The organism is Pedobacter sp. Bi27, assembly GCF_918698255.1.
Taxonomy (GTDB): domain Bacteria; phylum Bacteroidota; class Bacteroidia; order Sphingobacteriales; family Sphingobacteriaceae; genus Pedobacter.
This window is the reverse complement of sequence record NZ_CAKKMW010000002.1, coordinates 983,069-1,006,128: the sequence shown is the minus strand read 5'-3', so window position 1 is coordinate 1,006,128 and position 23,060 is coordinate 983,069. Positions and strand designations below refer to the sequence as shown.

The window sequence follows — 23,060 nt, the reverse complement described above, 5'->3', positions numbered from 1 at the left end:
ATGAACACTAAACTAAAAACACTTCAGATTATCCACCTTGCTTTGTGCACTGGCGTTTTCCTCTTTGCATTGGTAACCATCTTTCTTAACCGCGAAATCATGTTTTTTGATGCCAACCCCAAAACCACTTCGCCTTTTAACCCAATATTTCCAATTATGGGATTGATTACCATCTCGGCGAGCATATTTTTTTACAGAAACTTAATGGCAAAAATCGACAAAAATGCGCCTGCCGATACAAAGATTAACATGTATCAAAGTGCGTTTATCATTAGCTCGGCAATGCTGGAAGGAGGTGCTCTTTTCAACATTGTTGGTTTTTTTATGACACATAATTCATTCTTTTTGATCTTCGGTGCAGCTAATTTTATTTTTTTGATACTCAAAAGGCCTACTAGGAATAAATTGATTTCCGCTTTACAATTGCAATACCCAGATACAGAGGCTTTGTAAGCAATTAGCCTTATCTTTGCCCCCCAATGGAATACAATGTTCACACTTTGCCAAACGGCATACGCTTACTGCATGTGCCCTCGGCCTCTGCCATATCTCATGCATGCATCATCGTTAACACAGGATCGCGCGATGAGCCTGAAAACAAAGCGGGTTTAGCACACTTTATTGAGCATCTGATTTTTAAGCGCACCGAAAAACGGAGTACCAACCAGATTTTAAACCGCTTGGAGAGTGTTGGGGCAGATTTAAATGCTTATACCACGAAAGAATACACCTGCGTTCACGCTTCTTTTTTAAATCCATATTTAGATAGAACATTAGATCTTTTCAACGATATTCTGTTCCACTCCACCTTTCCTGAAGAGGAAATGGATAAAGAAAAAAGTGTAATCCTGGATGAAATCTCTTCTTATTTAGATCAACCGGAAGAGGCCATAAACGATGATTTTGAAGATATGCTTTTCGCTGGCCATGCATTGGGCAACAACATTTTGGGCACAACCGAATCCGTTCAGCATTTTACCCGTGAGGATGTAATCAATTTCAGAAAAGCTAATTACCGCACAAACGAAATTGTGGTGGCCGTTTTGGGCAATTATACCTTAAATAGTGTTGTAAATAAAGGGAGCAAACATTTTGCTGATGTTGAAGAGAATAATCCAAACAAAGAAAGGGTTAAACCTGGTATAATCGCACAAAACAATACCACGATCTACAAGCCGATTATGCAGGCACACTGTATTTTAGGCAGGCAGGCATATTCTACTCATGAATCGCAAAAGGTACCTTTAATGCTGTTGAATAATTACTTTGGTGGCAATGGAATGAGTTCGGTATTAAATCTACAGATCAGAGAAAAATATGGGATTGCCTATACCATTGAGTCCAATTTTTCTCCATTAAGCGATACCGGTATTTTTTCTATTTATTTCGGAACAGATAAGGAAAAACAGGCCAAAGCACTCTCTTTAATCTTTAAGGAGATCAAAAAGCTCAGAGAACATCCTTTAAATGAATTGCAGTTACAAAAAGCCAAAAACAAATTTATCGGACAGATTGCTTTGGGGGAGGAAAACAGGATCGGTTTAATTATTTCAATGGCTAAAAGCCTGATCGACCATAACAAAATCGATTCTCTGGAAACTGTTTTTGAGAAAATAAATGCCGTTACCACCAAGCAAATAGCAGATGTTGCCAACGAGATTTTAGATATTGAGCAACTGAATATCTTTACCTTCTGCCCAATAGAGGAATAATTCTTATTTTTGTACAGAACTTGCTGTCATACTGAGGCACGAAGTATCTCAAACCGATGAGCAGTTCAATTAAACATAGTAGCAACTTGTTTGGACAGCAATTAAGATGTTAGAGATTCTTCATTGCATTCAGAATGACAATTTGCGATTAACAAGCTCAGATTGAGGTCTGAAAAAATATAATACAATGAAATTACCAATAGTAGCTTACGGCGATCCTGTTTTAAAAAAGGTAGGAACCGATATCGATAAAGATTATCCAGGATTAAAACAATTAATCAGCGACATGTTCGACACCATGTATTATGCAAATGGCGTAGGCTTAGCTGCCCCTCAAATTGGTTTGCCTATCCGTTTGTTTATTGTTGATACAGGCGAAGATGAAGATGGCACACCTGGCTACAAAAAAGTATTTATCAATGCCGAAATTTTGGAAGAAACGGGAGAGGCCTGGAGTTTTAACGAAGGCTGCTTAAGTATTCCTGATATCCGTGAAAACATTATGCGCAAGCCGAATGTCAAAATCACCTATTTTGATGAAAACTGGGTAGAACATACTGAAGATGTAGACGGAATGCCTGCACGCGTAATCCAACATGAATACGATCATATTGAAGGAAAATTATTTACCGATAAAGTAAGTGTTCTTCGCAAAACCATGCTTAAAAGCAAACTGGATGCGATTTCGAAAGGAAATATCAAAACAGATTACAAAATGAAGTTTCCGAATAAGAGTAAGAAAAGATAATGCCATGAAAAGTTGTTGGCAGTTATTAAGCAAAGGTTGCTTCGTTATCTTTACGATCGTCAGCCTGATTAGCTGCCAGCAAACAAATTCGCCCAACCCCGAATACAGCTATGATAATGGGCCAGAAATCGACACTTCGTACATTGCAATAATTCCCTTCGAAAAAAACGCTGCTTTTAGAAAACCGGCTCAGTTGACCTCAACTGATCTAAAAGAAATAGATAAAATTCTATTAAAATTTGCTGAAGATTATAATAAGCATATCCTAAGTCTACTTTCTCCTAGTGACGACAAAAAGAACCATCTAATAAATCTTAAAGATTACAAACGCCAATACACACCAACAACCAATAGCAAAGGAGAAAAGGAAGTTGTAATTTATTGCATGTGCCACACTTTCAATGTTGACTGGAAAAAAGAAAGAATAGATGTTGCAGATGGAGGTAAATGCTACTTTATGTTAAAAGTAAATCTTAAAACAAAGGATTTCGAGAGTTCCGTTAATGGGGAGGCTTAGTGGATGGATCGTGGTCCGAAGGATTTTATATGTGACATTTACCCTTTCGCTTATACATCTCTCCATTTCGCTTCGCTCCAGTCGAGATGACGACCCCATGAGACTAATTCGTCCTACTCTTATCCCCATCAAAAATCTGCTGCATCAGCTTACCCCAGGCGAAAGGATTAAGTAGGGGATTGGTTTGCACCATGTTTTTATTGACCATCCTATCGAAATTATACCGGTAATTCTGACTTCCAATTTCCTGTCCGTCACGCGGTAAAGTTTGGATTAAACCATCAATTGAGGAACGCGAAAGGTTCTTTTTGGCTATGGCCATATCATCATCCGCCAGTTTCATCGACAAAAACTCGCGGGTAAATTCTTCTGTTGTTGCCCATGGAAAAACACGCACCGATGGTAAATCGATCACATTGGCCTTCAACTTAACCATAATGGTGTATTTGCTATCGGGTGTGCCTTCAGGAATTACAGTCGAAAACTTCTTATAACCAATGGCCGTAAACAAGATGGTATCGCCAGGATTAACAATGAAGGTAAAATACCCTCTATAATCAGCACCAACCCTTTTACTCTTCGCAGAAAGATTGGTGATAGTAACGTAAGGAATCACGTTTGAGCTATCGATATCGGTAATAATCCCTGAAAATTGGATGAGTTTATCCTGTGCCGGCTTTTGTTGCGCAAAAGCGGTTACAGAAAAAATAAGGCAAATTAGGGCAACACAATATCTCATTAAGACAAAAGTAATTTTATTAATAAAACTTCCTTGTTAAATAGTGTTAAAGCTTAATCTTGCTCTGCCATGTTTACGGCAACTACCGAAGTGATCTGAGGAACAGCTTTCATAATGGCTTGTTCGATACCAGATTTCATAGTCATGAAACTCATCGGGCAAGAACCGCAGTTGCCTAAAAGCTTAAGCTTTACTGTTCCTTCAGATGTAATTTCTTCAACAGAAACATCACCTCCATCAGCCTTTAAATACGGCCTGATAGTTTCCAATGCCTGTTCTACTTGTTCTGTTAAATTCATTATATATATTTTAATTTATAAAAATAGTAATTTTTTAGCAATTCACCATTTGCGCGTTGTTGATGGATATCTGTTGAGCAATTTTACTTGCAATATCTCCAAATATAACATCAAGCTGAGGGTTCTGGTTTAGCGCTACCGGTTTCCCTTTATCTCCAGCTTCCGAAATGCTCTGGATAATTGGAATTTCGCCTAAAAACGGCACATCAAAACGTGCTGCAAGCTCGGTACCGCCACCTTTTCCGAAGATATAATATTTATTCTCCGGCAATTCTGCTGGTGTAAAATACGACATGTTTTCTATAACGCCTAAAATCGGAATATTAATTCCCGGCATCCTGAACATAGCCAAACCTTTGTGCGTATCGGCCAAAGCAACCTGTTGAGGTGTCGTAACCACCACTGCCCCCGAAATCGGGAAGCTTTGTGTAATGGTGATGTGGATATCGCCGGTTCCCGGTGGAAGATCTACGATCAAATAATCCAGTTCCCCCCAGTTGGTATCGTTAAACAATTGTTTTACTGCATTCGATGCCATTGGTCCGCGCCATGGCACTGGTTGTCCCGGATCTGCAAAAAAGCCTAAAGACAATAACTTGATCCCATATTTCTCAATCGGTAAAATTTTGGTTTTACCATCAGCCGTTTCTTCTGCACCCGGCTTGGCATCAACCAGATCGAACATGGTGGGTACCGATGGCCCATAAATATCGGCATCAATAAGGCCAACTTTTGCACCATCTTTAGCCAATACAACTGCCAGATTACTCGCAACAGTAGATTTGCCAACGCCTCCTTTTCCTGATGAAACCAAAATGATGTTTTTGATGTTATCTAACGATGAGGAATTGCTTGGCTGAGTTACCCTCGAAGTTACATTGATTGCTACCTCGGCTGTTGGTGATACAAAATGCTTGATGGCATTTGTACAGGCATTTTTCAGCATTTCCTTCATCGGACATGCCGGTGTTGTAAGCTCTAATGTAAAATTGACCTGGTTATCTGTTATCTGTAAATCTTTAATCATGTTTAAAGTAACCAGATCTTTTTTAAGATCGGGATCTTCAACATTTTTAAGCGCATCTAAAACTTGTTGCGGGCTAATCTGCATGGTATTAATTTAAATTCAAAATTAACAAAACATAGCCACAAATACTTTTATTTAGGCTTTTTAACTGTAATTTTAACACGAAATAAACATTTAATTGTTACGTTTAAGCAATTAACCATTTTAACGACTATATGCGAATACCAAAAATTAAGATCCCCAAAAAATATTTAAAAATCGGAGCCTGGATTTTAGGTGTTTTTTTAGTTGTTTGTATTGCTTTGGGTGCGGTAGCCTATAGCAAAAGGGAAGCGCTTCTTAAAAAAATGGTGGCCAAAGCAATTGCCAAGGCCGACAAGGATTATGGTTTGGAGGTAAAAATAGGATCGGCCGGTTTTACAGGACTTAGCACCGTAAAAATGACCAATATTTCTGTTGTTCCTAAAGATAGGGATACGCTTTCTAATATTGGCGAACTTAGTGTTGGTGTAAAACTTTTCCCGCTCATTTTTGGCAAAGTAAAACTCTCAGAAGTAAAGCTGAACAATGGCTTTGTAAGTGTTGTACTTAAAGATTCGACCACAAATATCGATTTCATCTTAAAACGTAAGAAAAAAGACAGCACCCAAACCAATGGAAAAGCCAACTTACCAGAAATAGCCAGCAACATCTTAAATCAGGTTTTATACAAAATCCCTGACGATATGGATGTGAAGAACATGGTATTTAAATTAAACGACCACGATACAGCCAAGTTGACTTTTGCAACAACGGCTACAATTGACGGCGGCGATTTAAAATCAACCATTGATGTAAACAATAACGAATCTACCTGGCATGTAAACGGTTATGTAAACCCAGGCAGTAAAGAATTGAGCTTTACCGCTTATGCCGATGGCAAAAAACTGGAATTACCTTATTTAAACAATAAGCTACACGCAAAAATCAGTTTTGACACCTTACAAACCGAACTTAAAAATGCAAAATACAGTGGCGATGATTATAAAATTTCTGGCTCATGGTCGGTAAAAAACATGCTGATTAACCAGCCACGCATTGCTTCAAACGATATCATTGTACAAAGTGCAAAACTGGATGCCGATATTTTAGTTGGGCCTAATTTCATTGCCTTAGACAGCACCTCAACCGCATACCTAAAAAATGCACAGATCCATCCTTTTGTTAAATATACTTTAGGAAAGAACAAAATATATGAGTTAAAGCTAAATGCCGAAGAACAGGATGCGCAAGGGGTTTTAGATGCTTTTCCGCAAGGACTGTTCGAATCGCTGGAAGGATTAAAAGTACAGGGTAAGGTGAAGTATAACCTAAATTTTTATTTAGATACCAAAGTACCGGACAGTGTGCGCTTTAGTTCCACCTTAACACCTGTTGATTTCAAAATTGTACAATGGGGTAAAACCAATCTGCAAAAAATCAACAGCCCATTTGTTTATACGCCTTATGAGTATGGCAAACCGATGCGAGATATTACCATAGGCCCATCAAACCCAAATTTTACGCCTTTATCATCAATATCGAAAAACTTTATTAATGCGGTTTTAACTGCAGAAGATCCATCATTTTTTACACACAACGGCTTTGTTGAAGAATCGATCCGTAAATCAATCGCCGTAAACTTTAAAGAAAAGAAATTTAAACGCGGTGGCAGTACCATCAGTATGCAGCTGGTTAAAAATGTTTATTTAAGCCGTCAAAAAACCTTGGCCCGTAAAGCCGAGGAGATATTAATTGTTTGGCTTATTGAGCATAACCACCTGGTAAGCAAACAACGGATGCTCGAAGTGTATTTCAACATTATGGAACTAGGCCAGAATATTTATGGAATAGGTGAGGCTTCGCGCTATTATTTTGGGAAACAACCTGCTGATTTAACCATCGGTGATGGATTGTTTCTGGCGAGTATTGTTCCTAAACCAAAGGCATCGATGTATAAATTCATGGCTGATGGCAGCTTGAAACCTTACATGTTCAACTATTTTAGGTTTATGGGAAATATTATGGCAAGAAGGGGGCTAGTGCCGAGCGATACTTCTGGGTATGGTTTCTATAACGTCCGTTTAAGAGAGGGCCTCCGCCAGTATTTAGCCCCTGATACCGCTGTTATTGATACTACAGCATTTGATGATGATGGAGACGGCTTACCGGTTGTAATTGTACACGATAAAAATAAAAGTTTCTTCGAACGCCTTTTTGGTGGAGGATCTAAAAAAGATACCTCAAGCAAACAGATAACCACGCCAGCCGACACCACTAAAACCAAAAAACAATTGAGGCAGGAGCGTAGGGAAGAACGAAGACGACAAAAGGAATTGGAAAAAACTCAGTAGTAGCCAGTTTGCAGTTGCCAATTGGCAGTCACCAGTTGAGCCAAATGATTAAACAATTAACCAAAATTAGTTTGGGGTTTAGCGTTGGGCGTTTAGAGATGATTAGCAGATTTAAACAATTAACCATGACCAAGTTTGCAATTGGTAGTTTACAGTTCTTAGATTAACCAGTTAACCGATTTATACAATTAAACAACAATAACCTTTCAACATAGCATGCACAAAATAAAAGTAGAGGATAAAGCGTTCGAGATATTTTTAGAGAACGATACCTTAAACAAACGGATCCGTTTACTGGGCATCCAGATCAATGTTGATTACGAGGGTAAATGCCCGCTATTTATTGGTGTATTAAATGGTAGTTTTTTGTTTATGGCCGATTTAATCAAAGAAATAAACGTACCCTGCGAAGTTGCTTTTATGCGTGTGGCCTCATACGAAGGAACAGCAAGTTCGGGAAATGTAAAAGAATTAATCGGACTGCCTGATAACATCGAAGGCAGAGATATTATCATTGTGGAAGATATTGTTGATACAGGCTTAACCTTAACGCATATTTTAAAAACAATAAAAGAAAAAAAACCTGCTTCAATTAAAGTAGCATCTCTTTTGCTTAAACCAAGTGCTTTAAAATATGAAATTGAAGAATTGGAATACGTTGGTTTTGAAATACCTAACGAGTTTGTTGTAGGTTACGGATTAGATTATAATGGCCTTGGTAGAAACCTGACTGATATTTACAGAGCAACCGAGGCATAATTTTTAGATTGGATTAATTTATTTTTCGCACCTTTGCCCAATAATTTCTAAAACAATGACCATACATAAAGAAGGCTACACTACCATTGCCTTAAGCATATTGTTTATCTTCGTAATCAATGCGGTAGTTGATTATAAATATCACGATATAACCTGGCTGCGCTGGTTCATTTATATCTTTTCAGCTGCATTATTTATTATTGTACTACAGTTTTTCCGTAACCCGAGCCGCAGCTTTTCTTCGGGCGAAAACCTGGTTATCTGCCCAGCTGATGGCAAAGTAGTCGTAATCGAAGAAACAGAAGAAGGAGAATATTTTAAAGATAAACGTTTACAGGTTTCGATTTTTATGTCGCCGGTAAATGTTCACATTAACCGTAATCCAATTTCTGGAGTGGTAAAGTTCTTCAAATATCACCCAGGAAAATACCTTGCTGCGTGGAATCCAAAATCATCAACAGAGAATGAACGTACAACAACTGTTGTGGAGCATAAAAATGGCACCCCTGTATTGTTCCGTCAAATTGCTGGTGCTTTAGCCCGCAGAATTGTATGGTATGTTAAAGAAGGCGATCAGGTAGTACAGGCTGAGCAATTTGGTTTCATCAAATTCGGCTCAAGGGTTGATGTGTTTTTACCCATAGGCACAAAAGTGAACGTAGAACTTAACCAGGTTGTAAAAGGCGGCATTACTACACTAGCTACTTTAAGCTAAGCCACATAGCAGATATAAAAAAGCCCTCCCGATATAAAATCGGGAGGGCTTTTTGTTTTATACGAGTCTTAAAAGAAGTCAAGTTTTTTTCTAACCATTATTTAATCCATAGCATCATTACCTACTTCTTCATTATTACCTGCCGGAGCTGGCCTGTCGCTGATTAAGCGTTGTGTAGGGTAGGCAAAATCCGACTTATTACGGATAACGATATCCATAATTTCAAGATTGATCTCTTGTCTGATTTTAAGGAATTCGGCATAATCTAATACGGTTACGAAATAGTTAACCTCTACATTTAAACCCGAATCGCCAAAGCTCTTAAAGGAAGCATTTCCATCATCACTGGTACCTTGATGATTATTGATGTAACTTTCTATCTCGGTAATAATTTTTCTAAGTGACTCCGAATTGGTTTCGTAAGTAAGCCCGATAATAAAAGAGACCTTGCGCGAATTCCTGAGCGAAAGGTTCTCTAAAACACCATCAATCATACCCCTATTAGGTATGGTAGCCATCGTTTTTTCAGAAGTTCTGATCCTTGTACTCCTAAAACCTACTTTTTCAACCGTTCCTTCCACACCGTCAACCTTTACCAGATCGCCAACCGTAAATGGCTTATCTAAAAAGATGGTGAATGAGCCTATCAAGTTCTCTAAGCTCTCTTTAGCCGCCAAAGCAATGGCGATACCACCAATACCCAATCCGGTAATCAGCGTTAATACATTAACCTCGAAAACAAAACCCAGCAGGGTGAAAAAACCTATAAAGATTACGATCGTTTTAAACAGCTCCTTCAAGAAAGGAACCAATTGATCATCTGACTTATTATCTGTAAGCGAAGCTTTATAAAGAAGCACATGGCTAATGAAGTCGATTATCCTTAAAATAATCCAAAAAACAGACAGGATGATCCCAAACAAAAATATCCGGTCAATACAATCACCTATTGTTACAGGTATTAACTCTTTAACCTTACCAATTAATTTGCTGTAATGGAATACGGCTACCTCCAGCGGGTGTTTTAACTGGTTGATGGATAGATAAAGTGTGGTTAACAGAATAAAAACCTCAATGGGTTTTACCAATAAGGCAACAAAAGCATCGTTATGCGATTGATTTGAAAAGTTTCTGAAAAGCTTAAACAGCAACCTGCTTAACAGCTTAGAAACAATGTTTTTAAAAACTAAGCCTAAAAAAAGTATGCCTCCGAAAAGGAAATAGGCTTTTACGGTATTGCCCCAAAACACTTGGTCGAAAAAAGCAGAATCTAACATTTAACAAAGGTACAAACAAAAAAACCTCCACGAAATTAATCGTGAAGGCTATATCTTATAATAAGGAGTATTATTTTCTCAAAGATTTGATACGAGCAGCTTTACCAGTTAAAGCACGTAAATAGAACAATTTCGCTCTACGAACTTTACCATAGCTATTCACTTCTACTTTCTCAATGTTTGGAGAACTAAAAGGGAAAATACGCTCAACACCAACACCGTTGCTCATTTTACGAACTGTGAAAGTTTCGTTAGCACCAGCACTGTTACGTTGTATTACAACACCTTGGTAAATTTGGATACGTTCCTTATTACCTTCGCGAATTTTATAGTGTACGCTCACTGTATCGCCAGACTTGAACGCAGGAAAATCTTTTTTTGCGATGGCCTGCTCTTCAACAAATTTTACTAAATCCATGATTTTAAGCTATTAAATCGATATTTCATCCCGTGAAAATCGGATTGCAATATTAGGGATTTTTTTTGAGAAAAAAAAACCTATTTTAATTTTTTCCACATTCTTTATGAATTCCACATTCGATTGTGTTAAATGCTTCTGTTCCAAAAGATCAAGAGGGCACTTATTCGCGAATATATGGCGAAATTTAGTTCAAATATTCTGAGGTAAAATATTTACCTATTGATAGATATCAAGTGTGAATAATACAATTAGGCAAGGTTTCTTCCGCTTTTATTATCTTTTCTAAAATGGTGTCCCAACTTTCTTCCACCCCTTCGTCATGAGGCGATATATGCAGTTCTTTAAGGTTTTTTAAATCTTTTAAAACCGTTATATCTTCTAAGCGGATTTTCGTCCTCCAGATATCGAGGTATTCCAGATCGGTCAGTTTGTTCAGATAAGGCAAACACGCTTTAGTAATATTTTCATGTTTCATCAGGGTTAAATCTTTAAGCTGCTTAACATTGCTGATCAATTTAACCCCCTCATCTGTCACCCTCGTTTCTTTTAAATAAATGCTGCCCATAACCGAAACTTTCGCCAAAAGCATGGCTAAATACTCATCATCAACCAAAGAATCAATGCTGGCAAAACCAGGCAGTTCTGTAGGGATGTTTTTAGCTTCGGTAATCTGTCCAAAATGCCACCAGAACTGTTTTTCTGCGCCTTTAAGTTTCATTTTTATTACAGTTAGCAGGCCAGTGTTTTAGCAACCATTCTAATATACACCATAGCCTAAAACGCCTATTTTTTCTTTCTCATCAGCATAAGTAACAAAATTGTACTTCGTTCCAGATTTGCTCCAGATATTTTTATTAACCGGCTGTCCATCTATAGATTGTTTAACCATTTTAGCTGTATATCCTTTCTTCTTTAGCTCCATGTCGATAAATGCCACATTAATTGCGCCTGAAAAAATGCAAACTATAGTCGAAATTTTATCATTTTTCGCGTAAGACACCTCCATCATATCGAATTTGGAGTCGAAGGCCAATATTTCTTTAACATCGCCTTCTCCTTCTTCAACATCCCCTTTTTCAAAACCTTTATCCTTCATAAAGGAGTTAATGTTTTGCCTGGTGCTTTTATAAAAAACATCGTTAATAAGCGCTAATTTCTTGTTCTCGTAAGTCTCCTGGCCAAAGGCGAAAGATCCATAAAGCAAAAAAAATAATACCGTTAATTTTTTCATGTCCATATTGTTTATCGTGTAATTTCTTTACCTGTTTTATCCATTGCGCCCCATCTGCCGTTTAATCTAAACCTGGCTACTCCATTTTCAAAACTGCCAACCGCATCGTATTTAATCGGGATCACTTCTTCACCTGTTGTGTTTATAAAACCCTCTCTGCCATTAAGCCCAACTTTAGCCAAACCACCCTCAAAATCAGCGATGAACCTATACTTGAAAGGGATGATTTCGTTTCCGTTTTTATCAATGGCGCCATAGAGTTTATTCTTTTCAACAGGAGCAACCCCATCATTAAAATCTTTTGCATAGTCGTATTTAAACTTTGTAAATTCTTTGCCCGTTTTATCGATAAAACCCCATTTGTTTTTTAGTTTCACACTTGCATAACCGTTTTTAAAGTTATTCCCATCTTCGTACTTTAACGGCGTAATTTCTCTACCTGTAGCGTCAATAAAACCATACTGCTCATTTAGCCTCACCTTGGCGATACCTTCATAAAAATCAAAGGCAACATCGTATTTTAGGGCGGTGATTTCCTTACCTTTTTTATCGATATAACCCGATTTCCCATTTAACTCAACCTGCGCAAAACCATCTTTAAAGTAAATGGCATCATCATATTTGAATGGGATAACTACCTTCCCTGTTTCATCTATAAATCCATATTTCCCATCTAGTTTAACCGCAATTAATCCTTCGTGGAAGCTGTATCCGGCCTTTTCATATTTAAAAGGGATCACTTCTTTTCCCGCCTTGTCTACAAATCCGTATTTTCCACTTTCGTTCTTTTTTGGACTTAATTCTTGCGCATAACCCGCAATAGCCAGCACACTTAGTACTGCCGTAAGTAATTGTTTCATTTTGCATTAATTTAAAGAGTGTATTGCTTTTATTAAGCTAAAGTATGCTAAAGATACCCGGGCAGAAATACCCAATAAAGGGTATATTTACATATACAGAATTCAGGAAAAAAGTTACAGACTAGCGATTGGACGGGATGTTGATCTGAATAATAGTGCCTTCGTTTCTAACACTACTGATTTCGAAATTACCTTTGTAGTAATTTACTCTCTTTTCGATATTTTCGAGCCCAAAGCCCCTGCTTGTTTTCTGCAGATCAAAGCCGAGCCCATCATCCGTAAATTGAAAATGGTAATTTTTGGGATATTTATAAAGTTCGATGGTGATTAACTCAGCGTTACCATGCTTAATGGCATTATTTATAACTTCCAGTGCGATAAGATATAAATCGTAAATCCATTTTTCATCAATTTTATCAGGAAAATCATAACAGAAAAGCTCAATTTTTGCATCAGTTAAACCGGCGTTCAGGCTTGAGATCTGGCTTTGTAAGCTAGATATCAAAGCACCTTCATCAAGTGCTTTCGGCAGTATTTTATGAGATATTTCCCTGATATCTTCGGCCAGTTCGTTTATTGTTTGTTTGGCAAGCTCGGCATTCTTCATGTCAAAGAGATGAATAATATGCGCAATCTTGCTCCCTACATTATCGTGAATAATGTTAGCGATGTTTCTCCGCTCACGTAGCTGAACCTCATTAATAGCCCTCAACGAACTTTCTTTTTCGAAAATAACCTGTTGCATCAGCTCGTTGTTCTTCAAAAAAATATCGATGTAATTTCTTGATAAAACATAGCCGAACAAAAACACTTCATAAAGACCGATAAACAACATCCAATTATCTCCCAGCGATTTTGGAATAATTTCAAAGGTCTTTAAAATTAAGCAAGCGCCCCATACAAACTGTGGAGCAAAAGCAAGAAGCGCATAAATAGCCTGGGTTTTTTCAATTTTTAGATGCGTTAATGCCGCCCAAAAAAGTACGACGATAGAAGCCAGGAATATGATGTAGCCTAACACAAAAAAGTAACGAAATTCAAAGCCCTTGTAAAACACCAATAAGGAAATAGAGATTAAAATCAACAAAAAGTTTATGCCGCCAAGCACTATGATTAACTTATGCTTAATGGGCTGGTTTTCTTTTAACTTTAAAAAATATCCAAGAAAAATACTCAGGGCAATATACCAAAGTGCTCCAGTGTAAACCCGGCCCTCGCTAAAAAACCTAAACCCGGGAAATAAAACGTGCTTGGCGAAATTGGTTGTGATTGCCGTGTAAAACACCGTTAATATTGAATAGCCAATGTAATAACCATATAACTTGTTGTTAGTCATGAAAAACAATATCCCATTGATCATGAGCAGCAAAAACACCATGCCGATAAAAAAAGATGTCAGTGCTGTTTTTTGAGATGATTTGCTTTCTAAATAAGCCTGATCTTCCAAACTATAAGAAAAATCTAAATAGGAAGTCTCTTTTTTAACCCGTACCCAAAGTAATTTTTCTTCACCTGGCTTCAGATTAAGCTCAAATGCCAGAGTTTCAATAAAGGGACTCTGGCCAACCGTTCTATCGCCAATGGTTTTAATTAATCTACCATCGTAAAGGCTAAGGCTATCGATATGGTTATTGTTAAAACACAACCATGTTTTAGTGCTTTCTGAAGTGTTTATATTTTTTACAATAAATCTGCACCATACCGCCGCATCTTTGTTGTAGCCGATATTAACCTTGCTATTCTGCTTAAACGGCTGAAATTTTTGTTTTTGGAGCATCCCGCTCGTCCACGATGAATTTTGGTCTACAGCGTAACTGGATACTACCGATATTGATTTGTTTGCGATTTGTGCAAAAGAGAGTAGCGGGAATAGCAGAAAGCTAATCAAGTAGATTATTCTCATGAGCAAATTTAATGAGCGAACTGCTGTTATTGATTTCCAACTTCCGGTGGATGTTCTTCCGATGGGTAGTTACGGTTGTTATGCTGATAAATAGGACTTCAGCAATTTCCTTACTGGTTAATCCTTTAATGATTAATTTAATAATCTCTTTTTCCTGTCTGGATATCCGGAATTTATTGACAATTGAACCATCAATGGCACTATACACACTCTCGCCTTTTTTATAACTCTTATTGGTATAAAACGTTGCTTCTTTATTTGATTCGATAATACTGATAAGCTCTTCGGCAGGTGTTTCCTTTTTCAGGAAAGCATTCACACCTAGTTTCTTTGCTTTTTGAATCAGAAAATCTTCGTAATAAGCAGTGAGAACAATTATTTTGGTGTTTTTTAGTTGGGATCTGAGTTCTTCAATCAATACGAACCCATCAAAGTGGTTAATATTTAAATCACAGATAAAAACATCAGCAATGTTATGCATGAAATGGTTCCTGCAGGAATGTGCATCGCTGAATTTAAAAATGCCATAGTTGTTCCCGGTATTTTTAAGCAATTCGGAAATGCCGTTTAAAAAAAGTAGATGGTCATCACAAATAACGATTTGTTTGGGCATATTATCGGGAACTAGAAGCGTTTCTCCTAAAATAGAATTTACCTTTATAATTTACAAGGAAATTTTATTCCAAAAGGTCAGGACGGCGGGTTTTAGTCCGCTCCAATGCCTGCTCATGCCTCCATTCGTTCACCTTAGCTTCATGGCCGCTTAATAAAACATCGGGCACTTTATGTCCACGCCAGTCTGCCGGGCGGGTATAAACAGGAGCATCAAGCAGTTCTCCCTGAAAACTATCAGATAGGGCAGAGGTCTCATCGTTTAAAACACCGGGGATTAAACGCACAACAGCATCTACTACAATTGCAGCAGGCAGCTCTCCTCCGCTTAAAACATAATCACCAACTGATATCTCCCTGGTAACAAAGATATCGCGTATACGCTGATCTATGCCTTTGTAGTGGCCACACAAAATAATGATATTCCTTTTAATGGATAATTCATTGGCCGTGCTCTGGTTTAAAGTAACACCATCGGGACTCATGAAAATAATTTCATCATATTCTCTTTCTGCCTGAAGTTTTTCGATACAGGCTGCAAAAGGCTCAATACTCATTACCATACCGCTGCCTCCGCCATATTGGTAATCGTCTACACTTTTTTGTTTGTTGGTTGCATAATCCCTCAGGTTATGAACAACAATTTCGGCTATGCCTTTTTTTTGTGCACGTTGCAAAATAGAATGGGCAAACGGACTTTCTAGTAAAGCGGGCAAAACTGTTATAATATCGAAACGCATGGTGCAAAGGTAAGCCTTTAGTCTGAAGTCTTTAGTCTGAAGGCAAATTTTGCTATACTCAGTATCAATTTTGGCTATTATTGAAACTCATTGTGGTAAATATTAATCCAGCGTATTAACCTTTATCAGATCGCTCGCCCATTGCAAGGGCTTTCTACCGTTCCGTCCGTCAACAACACCGCTTACTTTCATTGTTTTTTTGTCATTGCTTAAGGTGTAATAGTTTGCATATTGCCTGCCTTTAAGATCGTAAGTAGCATCAGCCCTTGCATCCGAAATATTCAGCACATACATGTTGTTTGATAAAATTTTAAATGTGCCACTATGCGTGATGATCTGTACACCACCTTCATTGGTCATATTGTAAAAACTTCCATCCGCTTTAAAAACGATCTTACTCCCGGGGTTGGTAGTGTCGTTCCAGATGCCAACAAATGGTTTGATTTCTTTTAAATTAGCCTGTTGTACGGTTTTACAAGAAAAGGTGGTTAACACTGTAAGGAAAACTACGGCAATTTTTGATATTCTTTTGAGCATGTTAATTTTGGTTAGTATGAGACCTAAATTAACAATTTTTCCTTAAAAAACATTAGCTGTTAATCGCCGCCCTCCAGCTCAAATATTTCCTCAACGGGCTTATCAAAAACCCGGGCCATTTTTAGCGCCAACACGGTTGATGGGACATATTTCCCCGATTCGATGGTATTTATCGTTTGCCTCGAAACCTGGATCAGGTCTGCCAGTTCTGCCTGTGTAATGTTTTTAATGGCACGTTGTACACGGATATTATTTTTCATCAGAAAACCTTTCCTTTCTTAATCGCTGCAAACTATAATTAAATTTTGCTAAAAAAACTATGGGTATTGTCCATATATTATACACCAAAATCATCAAAAATGAAAGCCCGTAAAAACAAAAATTTATGGCTAACAGTATAACATAACTTACCAAAACGGCCCACTGCAAACTCTTTAGCCTAAGTACAGCAATATATTCGTCATCAATTCTTTCTTTAGAAAAGACTATCATTAGTAATCCTATGGTAATACCTAAAATCGCAAACTCATTGGTTAAATTATAATCAGCGAAAGTAATTGGTGAGTTTTCATTTATATTCTTTAATGAATAAATTTCAAAACCAGGGATTCTAAATTCTTTAGTTAAACAGAAGAATCCCAAGATGCAAAAACCTAAAAAAATTATCCAGCCAATTACCTTGTACTTGCTTGGAATTAAAAGCGAATTTTTCATATATCAAATATTTTTTACCAAATGTAAAGTATTCTTGATATTAATGTCAAGTATTTTTTACTAAAAGAATGTTTTATTTTACAAAACAGGCTTAACAATGGTAAAAAACAAGAAAATATTTTTGATTTTTTTAGCTTTCCAGATAAATATCCAGTAACCCTTCAGGTAAATCGAGGGTTAATGTTTTTTCATCTTCGTCGTATTCTACAATAAAATCTTCATTTAGCGGAAACAGGATTTCGGTTTCTTTATACATCACAGTAGCCACAAATTGTTGCGGATATTCGTTTACTTCCAAAATTTCGCCCAATTCGCCCAAGGTTTCATCTATTGCTAAATAGCCTTTAAAATCGGTATAGAAAAATTCTCCTTCTTCGCGTTCGGGCATTTGCGATAGGGGCAGGTATAATTTCTTTTTTAATAGCGGCTGCACTTTATCAATATGATCAGCATCATCAAAATTAAAATAGCCTGTTTTATTGGCCTGCAGTTTTGCCGAAGCTACAAAATACGGAACAAGCTTGCCGTTCATATCGGCAAATACCACATCAAATTCGAGCTGTTCGTATTCATCAAATTCGAAAAATACCTGAACTTCTCCCTTTAAACCCCTCGTTTTAGTAACGTAACCAATATAAAATGCTTCTTCGTGTTTCATATAATTGTAGTTGTCATCCTAAGGCACGAAGGATCTACTAATGATGGGACAGATCCTTCGTGCCTCAGGATGACATTTTTAGTTAAAAAAATAGCGTTCCGAAATTCGGAACGCTATTTTATGAGACAAAATAATTAAAATTATTCTGCTCCTTCTTCTTTAGTAGCTTCTGCTGCAGGAGCCTCTTCAGTTGCTTCAGCTTCAACAGCTGGTGCTTCTTCAGTAACCTCTTCTTCAACAACTTCTTCTGCAACTGGTGCATTTTTAGCTGCGATAGCTGCTGCTTTATCTTCTTTTTTCTTAGCTTCTGCTGCTAATGCCGCTTTACGCGCATCTGCTTTAGAAGTAGCTAAACCTTCTGATTTACCAGAAATTTTACCTGCTTTAGCATCTAACCAAGCTGCAAATTTTTCATCTGCCTGTTCTTGAGTTAAAGCTCCTTTTTTAACACCACCTTCTAAGTGTTTTTTGTACAAAACACCTTTGTAAGAAAGGATAGCACGAGCAGTATCAGTTGGTTGTGCACCACTGTTAACCCAAGCTAAAGTTTTTTCGAAGTTAATTTCGATGGTTGCAGGATTGGTGTTTGGGTTGTAAGAACCTAAACGCTCAATAAATTTACCATCACGTGGAGAGCGAGAATCTGCTACCACAACGTGGAAAAAAGGTTTTCCTTTTTTACCGAATCTTTGCAATCTGATTTTAGTTGCCATTTCTTTTTGTATTTATGTATTCAACATAGTTCCCGGAGCTTCATGCTGCGGGGCTGCAAAGATAACTAAAATACTGTAAATTAAAAACATAGTTTAATTTCTTTGTTTTCAGGATATTTGCGCCGAAATATTCTGCAGATACAAATGGAAAGAATTGCGATTGATATGGACGAGGTAATTGCCGATGCCCTTGGAAAATTTATTAAACTATATAACCGGGATTTTAACGTTCCTTTAGATTTAAAAATTGATGCCGGAAACGAAATCTACCACCATGTTCCGCAAGATGTTAACCAGAAATGGTTCGAATATATAAATGAACCCGGTTTTTTCCGAGATCTTGAGGTTATTGCAGATAGCCAACGGGTGATTAAGGCCTTACAAGAGAAATATGATGTTTATATTGTTTCGGCGGCAATGGAGTTCCGAAATTCATTGGTTGACAAGTACGATTGGATGATCGAACACTTTCCGTTCATTGATTGGCAGCACATGATGTTCTGCGGAAATAAAATTGTGAATGTTGATATTATAATCGACGACCGTATTAAAAACTTCGTGAACTTTGCCGGCCGTCCGTTATTATTTTCTTCGCCCCACAATTTGCTTGTAACAGAATATGAACGTGTAAATACCTGGGAGGAAGTAGCGGGTTTGTTGCTATAGGCCCTAGCAAAGTCCGTCATTTCGACCGCAGTGGAGAAATCTAATAGCTAATTATTTAAACATAAATTATAGATTTCTCCATTCCGCTGTGCTACAGTCGAAATGACGATCTTAACTCGTAAGGCCCCTCAATCTGTGTAATCCCTCAATCTGTGTAATCATCTTCTCCTAAAAATTAAATTCGCCTACCAGGTTTCCGCCACTACTTCCAGCCGCCATAGGCAATACAATCACTTTTCTCTGCTGTTTACCTGTTGCGTATCGGGTATAAATCTCAGCTGTTACTGTTGTTGGTCCGCTAATGTTAATCTGACTATCGCCGTAATAGTTAACTTCGATTTTATATTTTCCCTTGATTGCTTTTTTGATCATAAATTGTTCAGGGCCATAACCCGAAGTGAAATCGTTGCTGATCCTGCCGCCTATTTTTGTTCTCGAATTTCCATAAAACCCTTTTTCACCAGTTGGATCGGTTAACCATAGGTCGATATCGGTATCGTTCTTATTCCAGTTGAGCACCACGCGCACATCTACTGGCAAAGGCTGGATTAACCTTTTATCAACCCCTTTGACACTTAAGCTATTGCCATGTTTTGCAATCAGGTTATTGATTTCCGATATCACAATCTCCTCAATTCCTTGATCTCTATCAGCAATCTGACTGTTATAACTTTGGGTAAGTACCTTATATAAATGATCTAATGCAGCCTGGTATTGCCCGTTATCTGCCAGTGCTAAAGCGTAATCGCGGTAACTCTGCGCATCCATTGGTCGCCACTGCAAAACTTTTTGGGTTATAAAAAGTTCATCTTTATAATTTCCGGTCTGCTTTAATTTATAGGCTAAAGTTTTATATAAATCGGCATTCTCCAAATCCAGATCTGCAATATTACTTAAAATGGTCAGCGCCCTAACACTATCTTTCTGCTGGTAAAACCAATTGGCCACATCAAAATAAAACATAGGCGTGCTGATGTAGCTTGAACGCATTTTTAAATAAGCCTGATAAGCACTGTCCGGCTTTCCAACCAGGTTTTTCATATAATCCTTATCGCTTTTAAATTCGGGGATAACAATTGCGGGTTGTTGTACTGGTGGCGGCATCCTTATTGCATCTACATTTTGTACTTGAACACCTGCAACCCTACCCGCGAGAGCGCTTGAAGCATTGCCTCTAATGGTCGTGACTGATCCCGTTACAGAAGTTTTTCGTTGAGCAGCATATCCCACAACTACAACTTCATTGAGGGCTTTATCTTCACTCGCAATTGTTGCCTGATCTTGTTTTGCAACAGCCGCGGGCATTCTTACCTGACTTGCAGACTCAGCTCTGTTTCTTGCACGTAACTGTTGTGCAGCGGCTTCTCTTCTAGGTCCCTCCCCAACAGGCTCAGCCATTACAATATTAGCCGTCGGATCTCCATTTACATCTCTTTGGCCTGGATCAGGGTATCTTTCTTTCTTCTTTTCTGGCTCTTTATAGTAAAAGTCTGTATTCCACCAGGTTTTCAGTTCTTTGGTCATGGCTACCGCAGCATTGATCAGATCTTGCTTACGTTCCAAAATAGCTGTTCTGCGTTGCTTCAAAACCGCATTATAGGCCTGCTGTAGTTCAATAGGGGGCACAATATCATAACGCAGGTAATCATCAAGATTTTCTAACACGATGAGGCTGGTATTACGGGTAACAATGCCAAACTGTTTGCTCAAAACACTAATATCATCCTTATTATCTTCATACAGAATGTCCATTTCAGCAATTTTCTTCTGTGCCCAAACACGGCTAACATCAATGCTGCTTAAAGTATGCTCCGTAGCATTTAACCGAACAACCTGTTCTGAAACAACAGTATTTCCAAAACCAAACTGCAACGTAAATTCCGTATTAAACGCATTCATAATACCGGCTAAAGAGAAATGTCCGTTTACATTTACTTTCATTGAAGGATAAGTCTGCCTTACATCTGCTCCATTTTTAACCCCTAAAAACTGAAGGCTCTGCTGATTTAATTGTTTAAAAGCGTCGCCTACCGAAATGGAGTTCAGGTTAACAAATTGTCCACCCGTTTTCATGCTGATAAATTTCAAGGTGCTATAATCAGCTTTAAAAGCTGTGTTGATACAATGAACCGGTTTATTTAAGCTCACTGTATTTTTTCCGAATGTCGAAAGTCCATCAGTAAATAAGATATATTCGTCGGCCTGCAGGCTTTTAGAATTTATGGCGCTGAAATTTGTTCCTCCATCATACACCAGATTCTTCAGTTTATCTTTTAACTGTGTCCAGTTACCGTTCGAGATGACAAAAGTGCCTGCTTTCTTAAATCCATTATTAACCAAACCCAACTGTATGGTTAAATTTTGTTTTTGTTTGATAATCAAATCCAGCAATTCTATTTCCTTCTCTGCGTTACGCTGAAGACCACTTAAAGATGTATCCCAGATTAAACCAATTTGGTTAGCCCACTGCTTTTGACGGCTTTCAGTTTTAGGAAAAACATTAACCAGAAAATAATAACCTGTTGATGCCTTTTGCATTTGCACTTCAGTCAGGTCATTTCTTTTTGGAAGATTGATAGTAAGACCATTTTTAGGCTGATAGTTGGTTTTATTGATTTCGCCAACATAGGTATTTCCGTTGGCTTTTAAATCAAAACTGCCGTCTGGCTGTTCACCCAGTTCTGGTTTGATGATACTTTCGAAAACGGTAGTTTTTAACGAAAATTTTTCAATGGCCTGGTTATAATCTAATGGCAAATGGTATTGTAAAACATTCTTATTATTAAAACTTAACTCTTCTTCATAACCTACAATTATGGTTCTGCTGCCATTTGCCGGTAGGGGATAAATCCTGGTACGGAAATTATTTCCTTCAACTTTCTCCAGCAAGCCCGGATCTATCCTACGGCGCTCAATGCTTTCGAAAACCTCAGTTGCTTTCGCTTTTTCTACCGGAACAGCCTCACGCATCTTTCCGTTTATATCTAAAGCATAACGGCTAATGCTTACCCCTTCGGGCATGGGGAATGTTAATTCGCCCTCTAAAATTCGGTTACTGTTATTGTGGAAGGTCATTGTCATTACCGTTTTAGCAATATTTCCGGTAATCTGCACATCAATATTTAACTTTTTAAGTTTAACAGCATCTTTTTGCCCGCTGGTTTCGGCTTGCTGTACCTTTAAAACAGGCATTTGTGCCTGAACAAAAAACATAGTGAATAATAGGGGAAGGATGAGTAAGGTTTTAGATGGTCTCATAACTGTAATTTTAAATAGTGATGCAAAAGCATTAGCGATTACATAAATTTATTTTCGGAGCCTCATCTTTTTTGGTTTTAGAAGTAAAATACCTTTTGGAAAATCTAAAATGGGCTTTTCTAAAAAAATGTAACATTTCTAAAAAAATTTGTTCTAATTATTAAAACTGAAACCATGTTAGTAACCACCACGCCTTCAGTTGAGGGCAGGAAAATTGTAAAATATATAGGTCTTGTTACCGGAGAAACCATTATTGGCGCAAATATTTTTAAAGATTTATTTGCTGGCATAACAGATATAGTAGGGGGCAGATCGAGTTCTTATGAACGCGTTTTAAGAGAGGGAAAAGATACAGCAGTTAACGAAATGCAACAGTACGCAGCCGCATTGGGTGCAAACGCAATTGTTGGTGTAGATTTAGATTATGAAACGGTAGGCAGCGGCGGCAGCATGTTAATGGTGAGCGCCAATGGTACTGCTGTAATTTTAGAAGATTAAGAAATTGCTTATTGCGAAAACTAAGCAAAAACAAGAAAGTCTTTCCGGTGCGGGAAAGACTTTTCTTTTTATATCCTGTTTTCG

26 protein-coding genes are annotated in these 23,060 nt (G+C 37.8%); 9 read left to right on the top strand and 17 right to left on the bottom strand.

Annotated features, from left to right (window positions below; genetic code table 11):
- Nucleotides 1–99 precede the first annotated feature (99 nt).
- The 4 genes from LQ227_RS09725 to LQ227_RS09710 all read left to right on the top strand — a co-directional run bounded on the left by LQ227_RS09725 (nucleotide 100) and on the right by LQ227_RS09710 (nucleotide 2,977).
- Nucleotides 100–453, top strand: coding sequence for a hypothetical protein (locus tag LQ227_RS09725; protein ID WP_230149175.1), 354 nt, complete (start codon nucleotides 100–102; stop codon nucleotides 451–453).
- Nucleotides 454–479: 26 nt separating this feature from the next.
- Nucleotides 480–1,712 carry a pitrilysin family protein gene (locus LQ227_RS09720; RefSeq protein ID WP_230143056.1) on the top strand — a complete coding sequence of 411 codons (1,233 nt, stop codon included), beginning with the start codon at nucleotides 480–482 and terminating at the stop codon, nucleotides 1,710–1,712.
- A 187-nt stretch (nucleotides 1,713–1,899) separates the two neighbouring features.
- Nucleotides 1,900–2,460, top strand: a complete 561-nt coding sequence (def, locus tag LQ227_RS09715) for a peptide deformylase (protein ID WP_029274882.1) — start codon at nucleotides 1,900–1,902, stop codon at nucleotides 2,458–2,460.
- 4 nt (nucleotides 2,461–2,464) lie between these two features.
- Nucleotides 2,465–2,977, top strand: coding sequence for a hypothetical protein (locus tag LQ227_RS09710; RefSeq protein WP_230143053.1), 513 nt, complete (start codon nucleotides 2,465–2,467; stop codon nucleotides 2,975–2,977).
- A 103-nt stretch (nucleotides 2,978–3,080) separates the two neighbouring features.
- On the opposite strand, the gene LQ227_RS09705 is transcribed toward LQ227_RS09710, so the two are convergent.
- Genes LQ227_RS09705 through LQ227_RS09695 form a run of 3 tightly spaced genes read right to left on the bottom strand, consistent with a single transcriptional unit; the run spans nucleotide 3,081 to nucleotide 5,126 of the window.
- Nucleotides 3,081–3,716 carry a hypothetical protein gene (locus LQ227_RS09705; protein ID WP_230143051.1) on the bottom strand — a complete coding sequence of 212 codons (636 nt, stop codon included), beginning with the start codon at nucleotides 3,714–3,716 and terminating at the stop codon, nucleotides 3,081–3,083.
- A gap of 53 nt (nucleotides 3,717–3,769) precedes the next feature.
- The gene (locus LQ227_RS09700) at nucleotides 3,770–4,015 is read right to left on the bottom strand and encodes a NifU family protein (protein ID WP_029274884.1); all 246 of its coding nucleotides are present in this window, start codon (nucleotides 4,013–4,015) and stop codon (nucleotides 3,770–3,772) included.
- A gap of 34 nt (nucleotides 4,016–4,049) precedes the next feature.
- The gene (locus LQ227_RS09695; protein ID WP_230143049.1) at nucleotides 4,050–5,126 is read right to left on the bottom strand and encodes an Mrp/NBP35 family ATP-binding protein; all 1,077 of its coding nucleotides are present in this window, start codon (nucleotides 5,124–5,126) and stop codon (nucleotides 4,050–4,052) included.
- A gap of 131 nt (nucleotides 5,127–5,257) precedes the next feature.
- On the opposite strand from LQ227_RS09695, the gene LQ227_RS09690 reads away from it, so the two are divergent.
- From LQ227_RS09690 to LQ227_RS09680, 3 genes are all read left to right on the top strand, one after another.
- On the top strand, nucleotides 5,258–7,414 hold the full coding sequence (locus LQ227_RS09690) for a transglycosylase domain-containing protein (RefSeq protein ID WP_230143047.1): 2,157 nt from the start codon (nucleotides 5,258–5,260) through the stop codon (nucleotides 7,412–7,414).
- Between the two features lie 216 nt (nucleotides 7,415–7,630).
- On the top strand, nucleotides 7,631–8,173 hold the full coding sequence (hpt, locus tag LQ227_RS09685) for a hypoxanthine phosphoribosyltransferase (RefSeq protein WP_230143045.1): 543 nt from the start codon (nucleotides 7,631–7,633) through the stop codon (nucleotides 8,171–8,173).
- A 55-nt stretch (nucleotides 8,174–8,228) separates the two neighbouring features.
- Nucleotides 8,229–8,888 (top strand): phosphatidylserine decarboxylase family protein, encoded by a 660-nt coding sequence (locus tag LQ227_RS09680; RefSeq protein ID WP_230143043.1) that lies wholly within the window; start codon nucleotides 8,229–8,231, stop codon nucleotides 8,886–8,888.
- Between the two features lie 101 nt (nucleotides 8,889–8,989).
- Here the strand turns inward: LQ227_RS09680 and LQ227_RS09675 are convergent, their stop codons facing one another.
- From LQ227_RS09675 to LQ227_RS09615, 13 genes are all read right to left on the bottom strand, one after another.
- Nucleotides 8,990–10,165, bottom strand: coding sequence for a mechanosensitive ion channel family protein (locus tag LQ227_RS09675; RefSeq protein WP_230143041.1), 1,176 nt, complete (start codon nucleotides 10,163–10,165; stop codon nucleotides 8,990–8,992).
- A gap of 70 nt (nucleotides 10,166–10,235) precedes the next feature.
- Nucleotides 10,236–10,583 (bottom strand): 50S ribosomal protein L19, encoded by a 348-nt coding sequence (rplS, locus tag LQ227_RS09670; RefSeq protein ID WP_029274890.1) that lies wholly within the window; start codon nucleotides 10,581–10,583, stop codon nucleotides 10,236–10,238.
- A gap of 232 nt (nucleotides 10,584–10,815) precedes the next feature.
- Nucleotides 10,816–11,304 (bottom strand): hypothetical protein, encoded by a 489-nt coding sequence (locus tag LQ227_RS09665; protein ID WP_230143039.1) that lies wholly within the window; start codon nucleotides 11,302–11,304, stop codon nucleotides 10,816–10,818.
- A 39-nt stretch (nucleotides 11,305–11,343) separates the two neighbouring features.
- Entirely contained in the window at nucleotides 11,344–11,817 is a 474-nt protein-coding gene (locus LQ227_RS09660; protein WP_230143038.1) for a hypothetical protein, read from the bottom strand.
- Between the two features lie 11 nt (nucleotides 11,818–11,828).
- A complete protein-coding gene (locus LQ227_RS09655) occupies nucleotides 11,829–12,677 on the bottom strand; it encodes a WG repeat-containing protein (protein WP_230143037.1) in 849 nt (282 codons plus the stop codon).
- A 121-nt stretch (nucleotides 12,678–12,798) separates the two neighbouring features.
- Entirely contained in the window at nucleotides 12,799–14,580 is a 1,782-nt protein-coding gene (locus LQ227_RS09650; protein WP_230143035.1) for a 7TM diverse intracellular signaling domain-containing protein, read from the bottom strand.
- Nucleotides 14,558–15,193, bottom strand: coding sequence for a response regulator transcription factor (locus tag LQ227_RS09645; RefSeq protein ID WP_230149173.1), 636 nt, complete (start codon nucleotides 15,191–15,193; stop codon nucleotides 14,558–14,560). Before LQ227_RS09645 ends, LQ227_RS09650 begins: the two co-directional genes overlap by 23 nt.
- A 64-nt stretch (nucleotides 15,194–15,257) precedes the next feature.
- A complete protein-coding gene (gene trmD / locus LQ227_RS09640; protein ID WP_230143032.1) occupies nucleotides 15,258–15,932 on the bottom strand; it encodes a tRNA (guanosine(37)-N1)-methyltransferase TrmD in 675 nt (224 codons plus the stop codon).
- A gap of 102 nt (nucleotides 15,933–16,034) precedes the next feature.
- Entirely contained in the window at nucleotides 16,035–16,469 is a 435-nt protein-coding gene (locus tag LQ227_RS09635; protein ID WP_230143031.1) for a DUF4488 domain-containing protein, read from the bottom strand.
- A 59-nt stretch (nucleotides 16,470–16,528) separates the two neighbouring features.
- Nucleotides 16,529–16,729 carry a helix-turn-helix transcriptional regulator gene (locus LQ227_RS09630; RefSeq protein WP_305800047.1) on the bottom strand — a complete coding sequence of 67 codons (201 nt, stop codon included), beginning with the start codon at nucleotides 16,727–16,729 and terminating at the stop codon, nucleotides 16,529–16,531.
- Complete coding sequence (locus tag LQ227_RS09625) at nucleotides 16,719–17,183, bottom strand: hypothetical protein (RefSeq protein ID WP_230143030.1); 465 nt, start codon at nucleotides 17,181–17,183, stop codon at nucleotides 16,719–16,721. Before LQ227_RS09625 ends, LQ227_RS09630 begins: the two co-directional genes overlap by 11 nt.
- A gap of 130 nt (nucleotides 17,184–17,313) precedes the next feature.
- Complete coding sequence (gene rimM / locus LQ227_RS09620; RefSeq protein WP_121285403.1) at nucleotides 17,314–17,841, bottom strand: ribosome maturation factor RimM; 528 nt, start codon at nucleotides 17,839–17,841, stop codon at nucleotides 17,314–17,316.
- Between the two features lie 140 nt (nucleotides 17,842–17,981).
- Nucleotides 17,982–18,554, bottom strand: coding sequence for a 30S ribosomal protein S16 (locus LQ227_RS09615; RefSeq protein ID WP_029274896.1), 573 nt, complete (start codon nucleotides 18,552–18,554; stop codon nucleotides 17,982–17,984).
- A 144-nt stretch (nucleotides 18,555–18,698) separates the two neighbouring features.
- Here LQ227_RS09615 and LQ227_RS09610 point away from each other — a divergent pair, with 144 nt between their 5' ends.
- On the top strand, nucleotides 18,699–19,220 hold the full coding sequence (locus LQ227_RS09610) for a 5'(3')-deoxyribonucleotidase (RefSeq protein WP_230143029.1): 522 nt from the start codon (nucleotides 18,699–18,701) through the stop codon (nucleotides 19,218–19,220).
- A gap of 168 nt (nucleotides 19,221–19,388) precedes the next feature.
- Here LQ227_RS09610 and LQ227_RS09605 read toward each other — a convergent pair whose 3' ends face one another.
- A complete protein-coding gene (locus LQ227_RS09605; protein WP_230149171.1) occupies nucleotides 19,389–22,478 on the bottom strand; it encodes a VIT domain-containing protein in 3,090 nt (1,029 codons plus the stop codon).
- A gap of 174 nt (nucleotides 22,479–22,652) precedes the next feature.
- Between LQ227_RS09605 and LQ227_RS09600 the strand changes: the two genes are divergently transcribed.
- Nucleotides 22,653–22,976: a heavy metal-binding domain-containing protein gene (locus LQ227_RS09600; protein WP_029274899.1), complete on the top strand. Its 324-nt coding sequence runs from the start codon at nucleotides 22,653–22,655 to the stop codon at nucleotides 22,974–22,976.
- Nucleotides 22,977–23,060 lie beyond the last annotated feature (84 nt).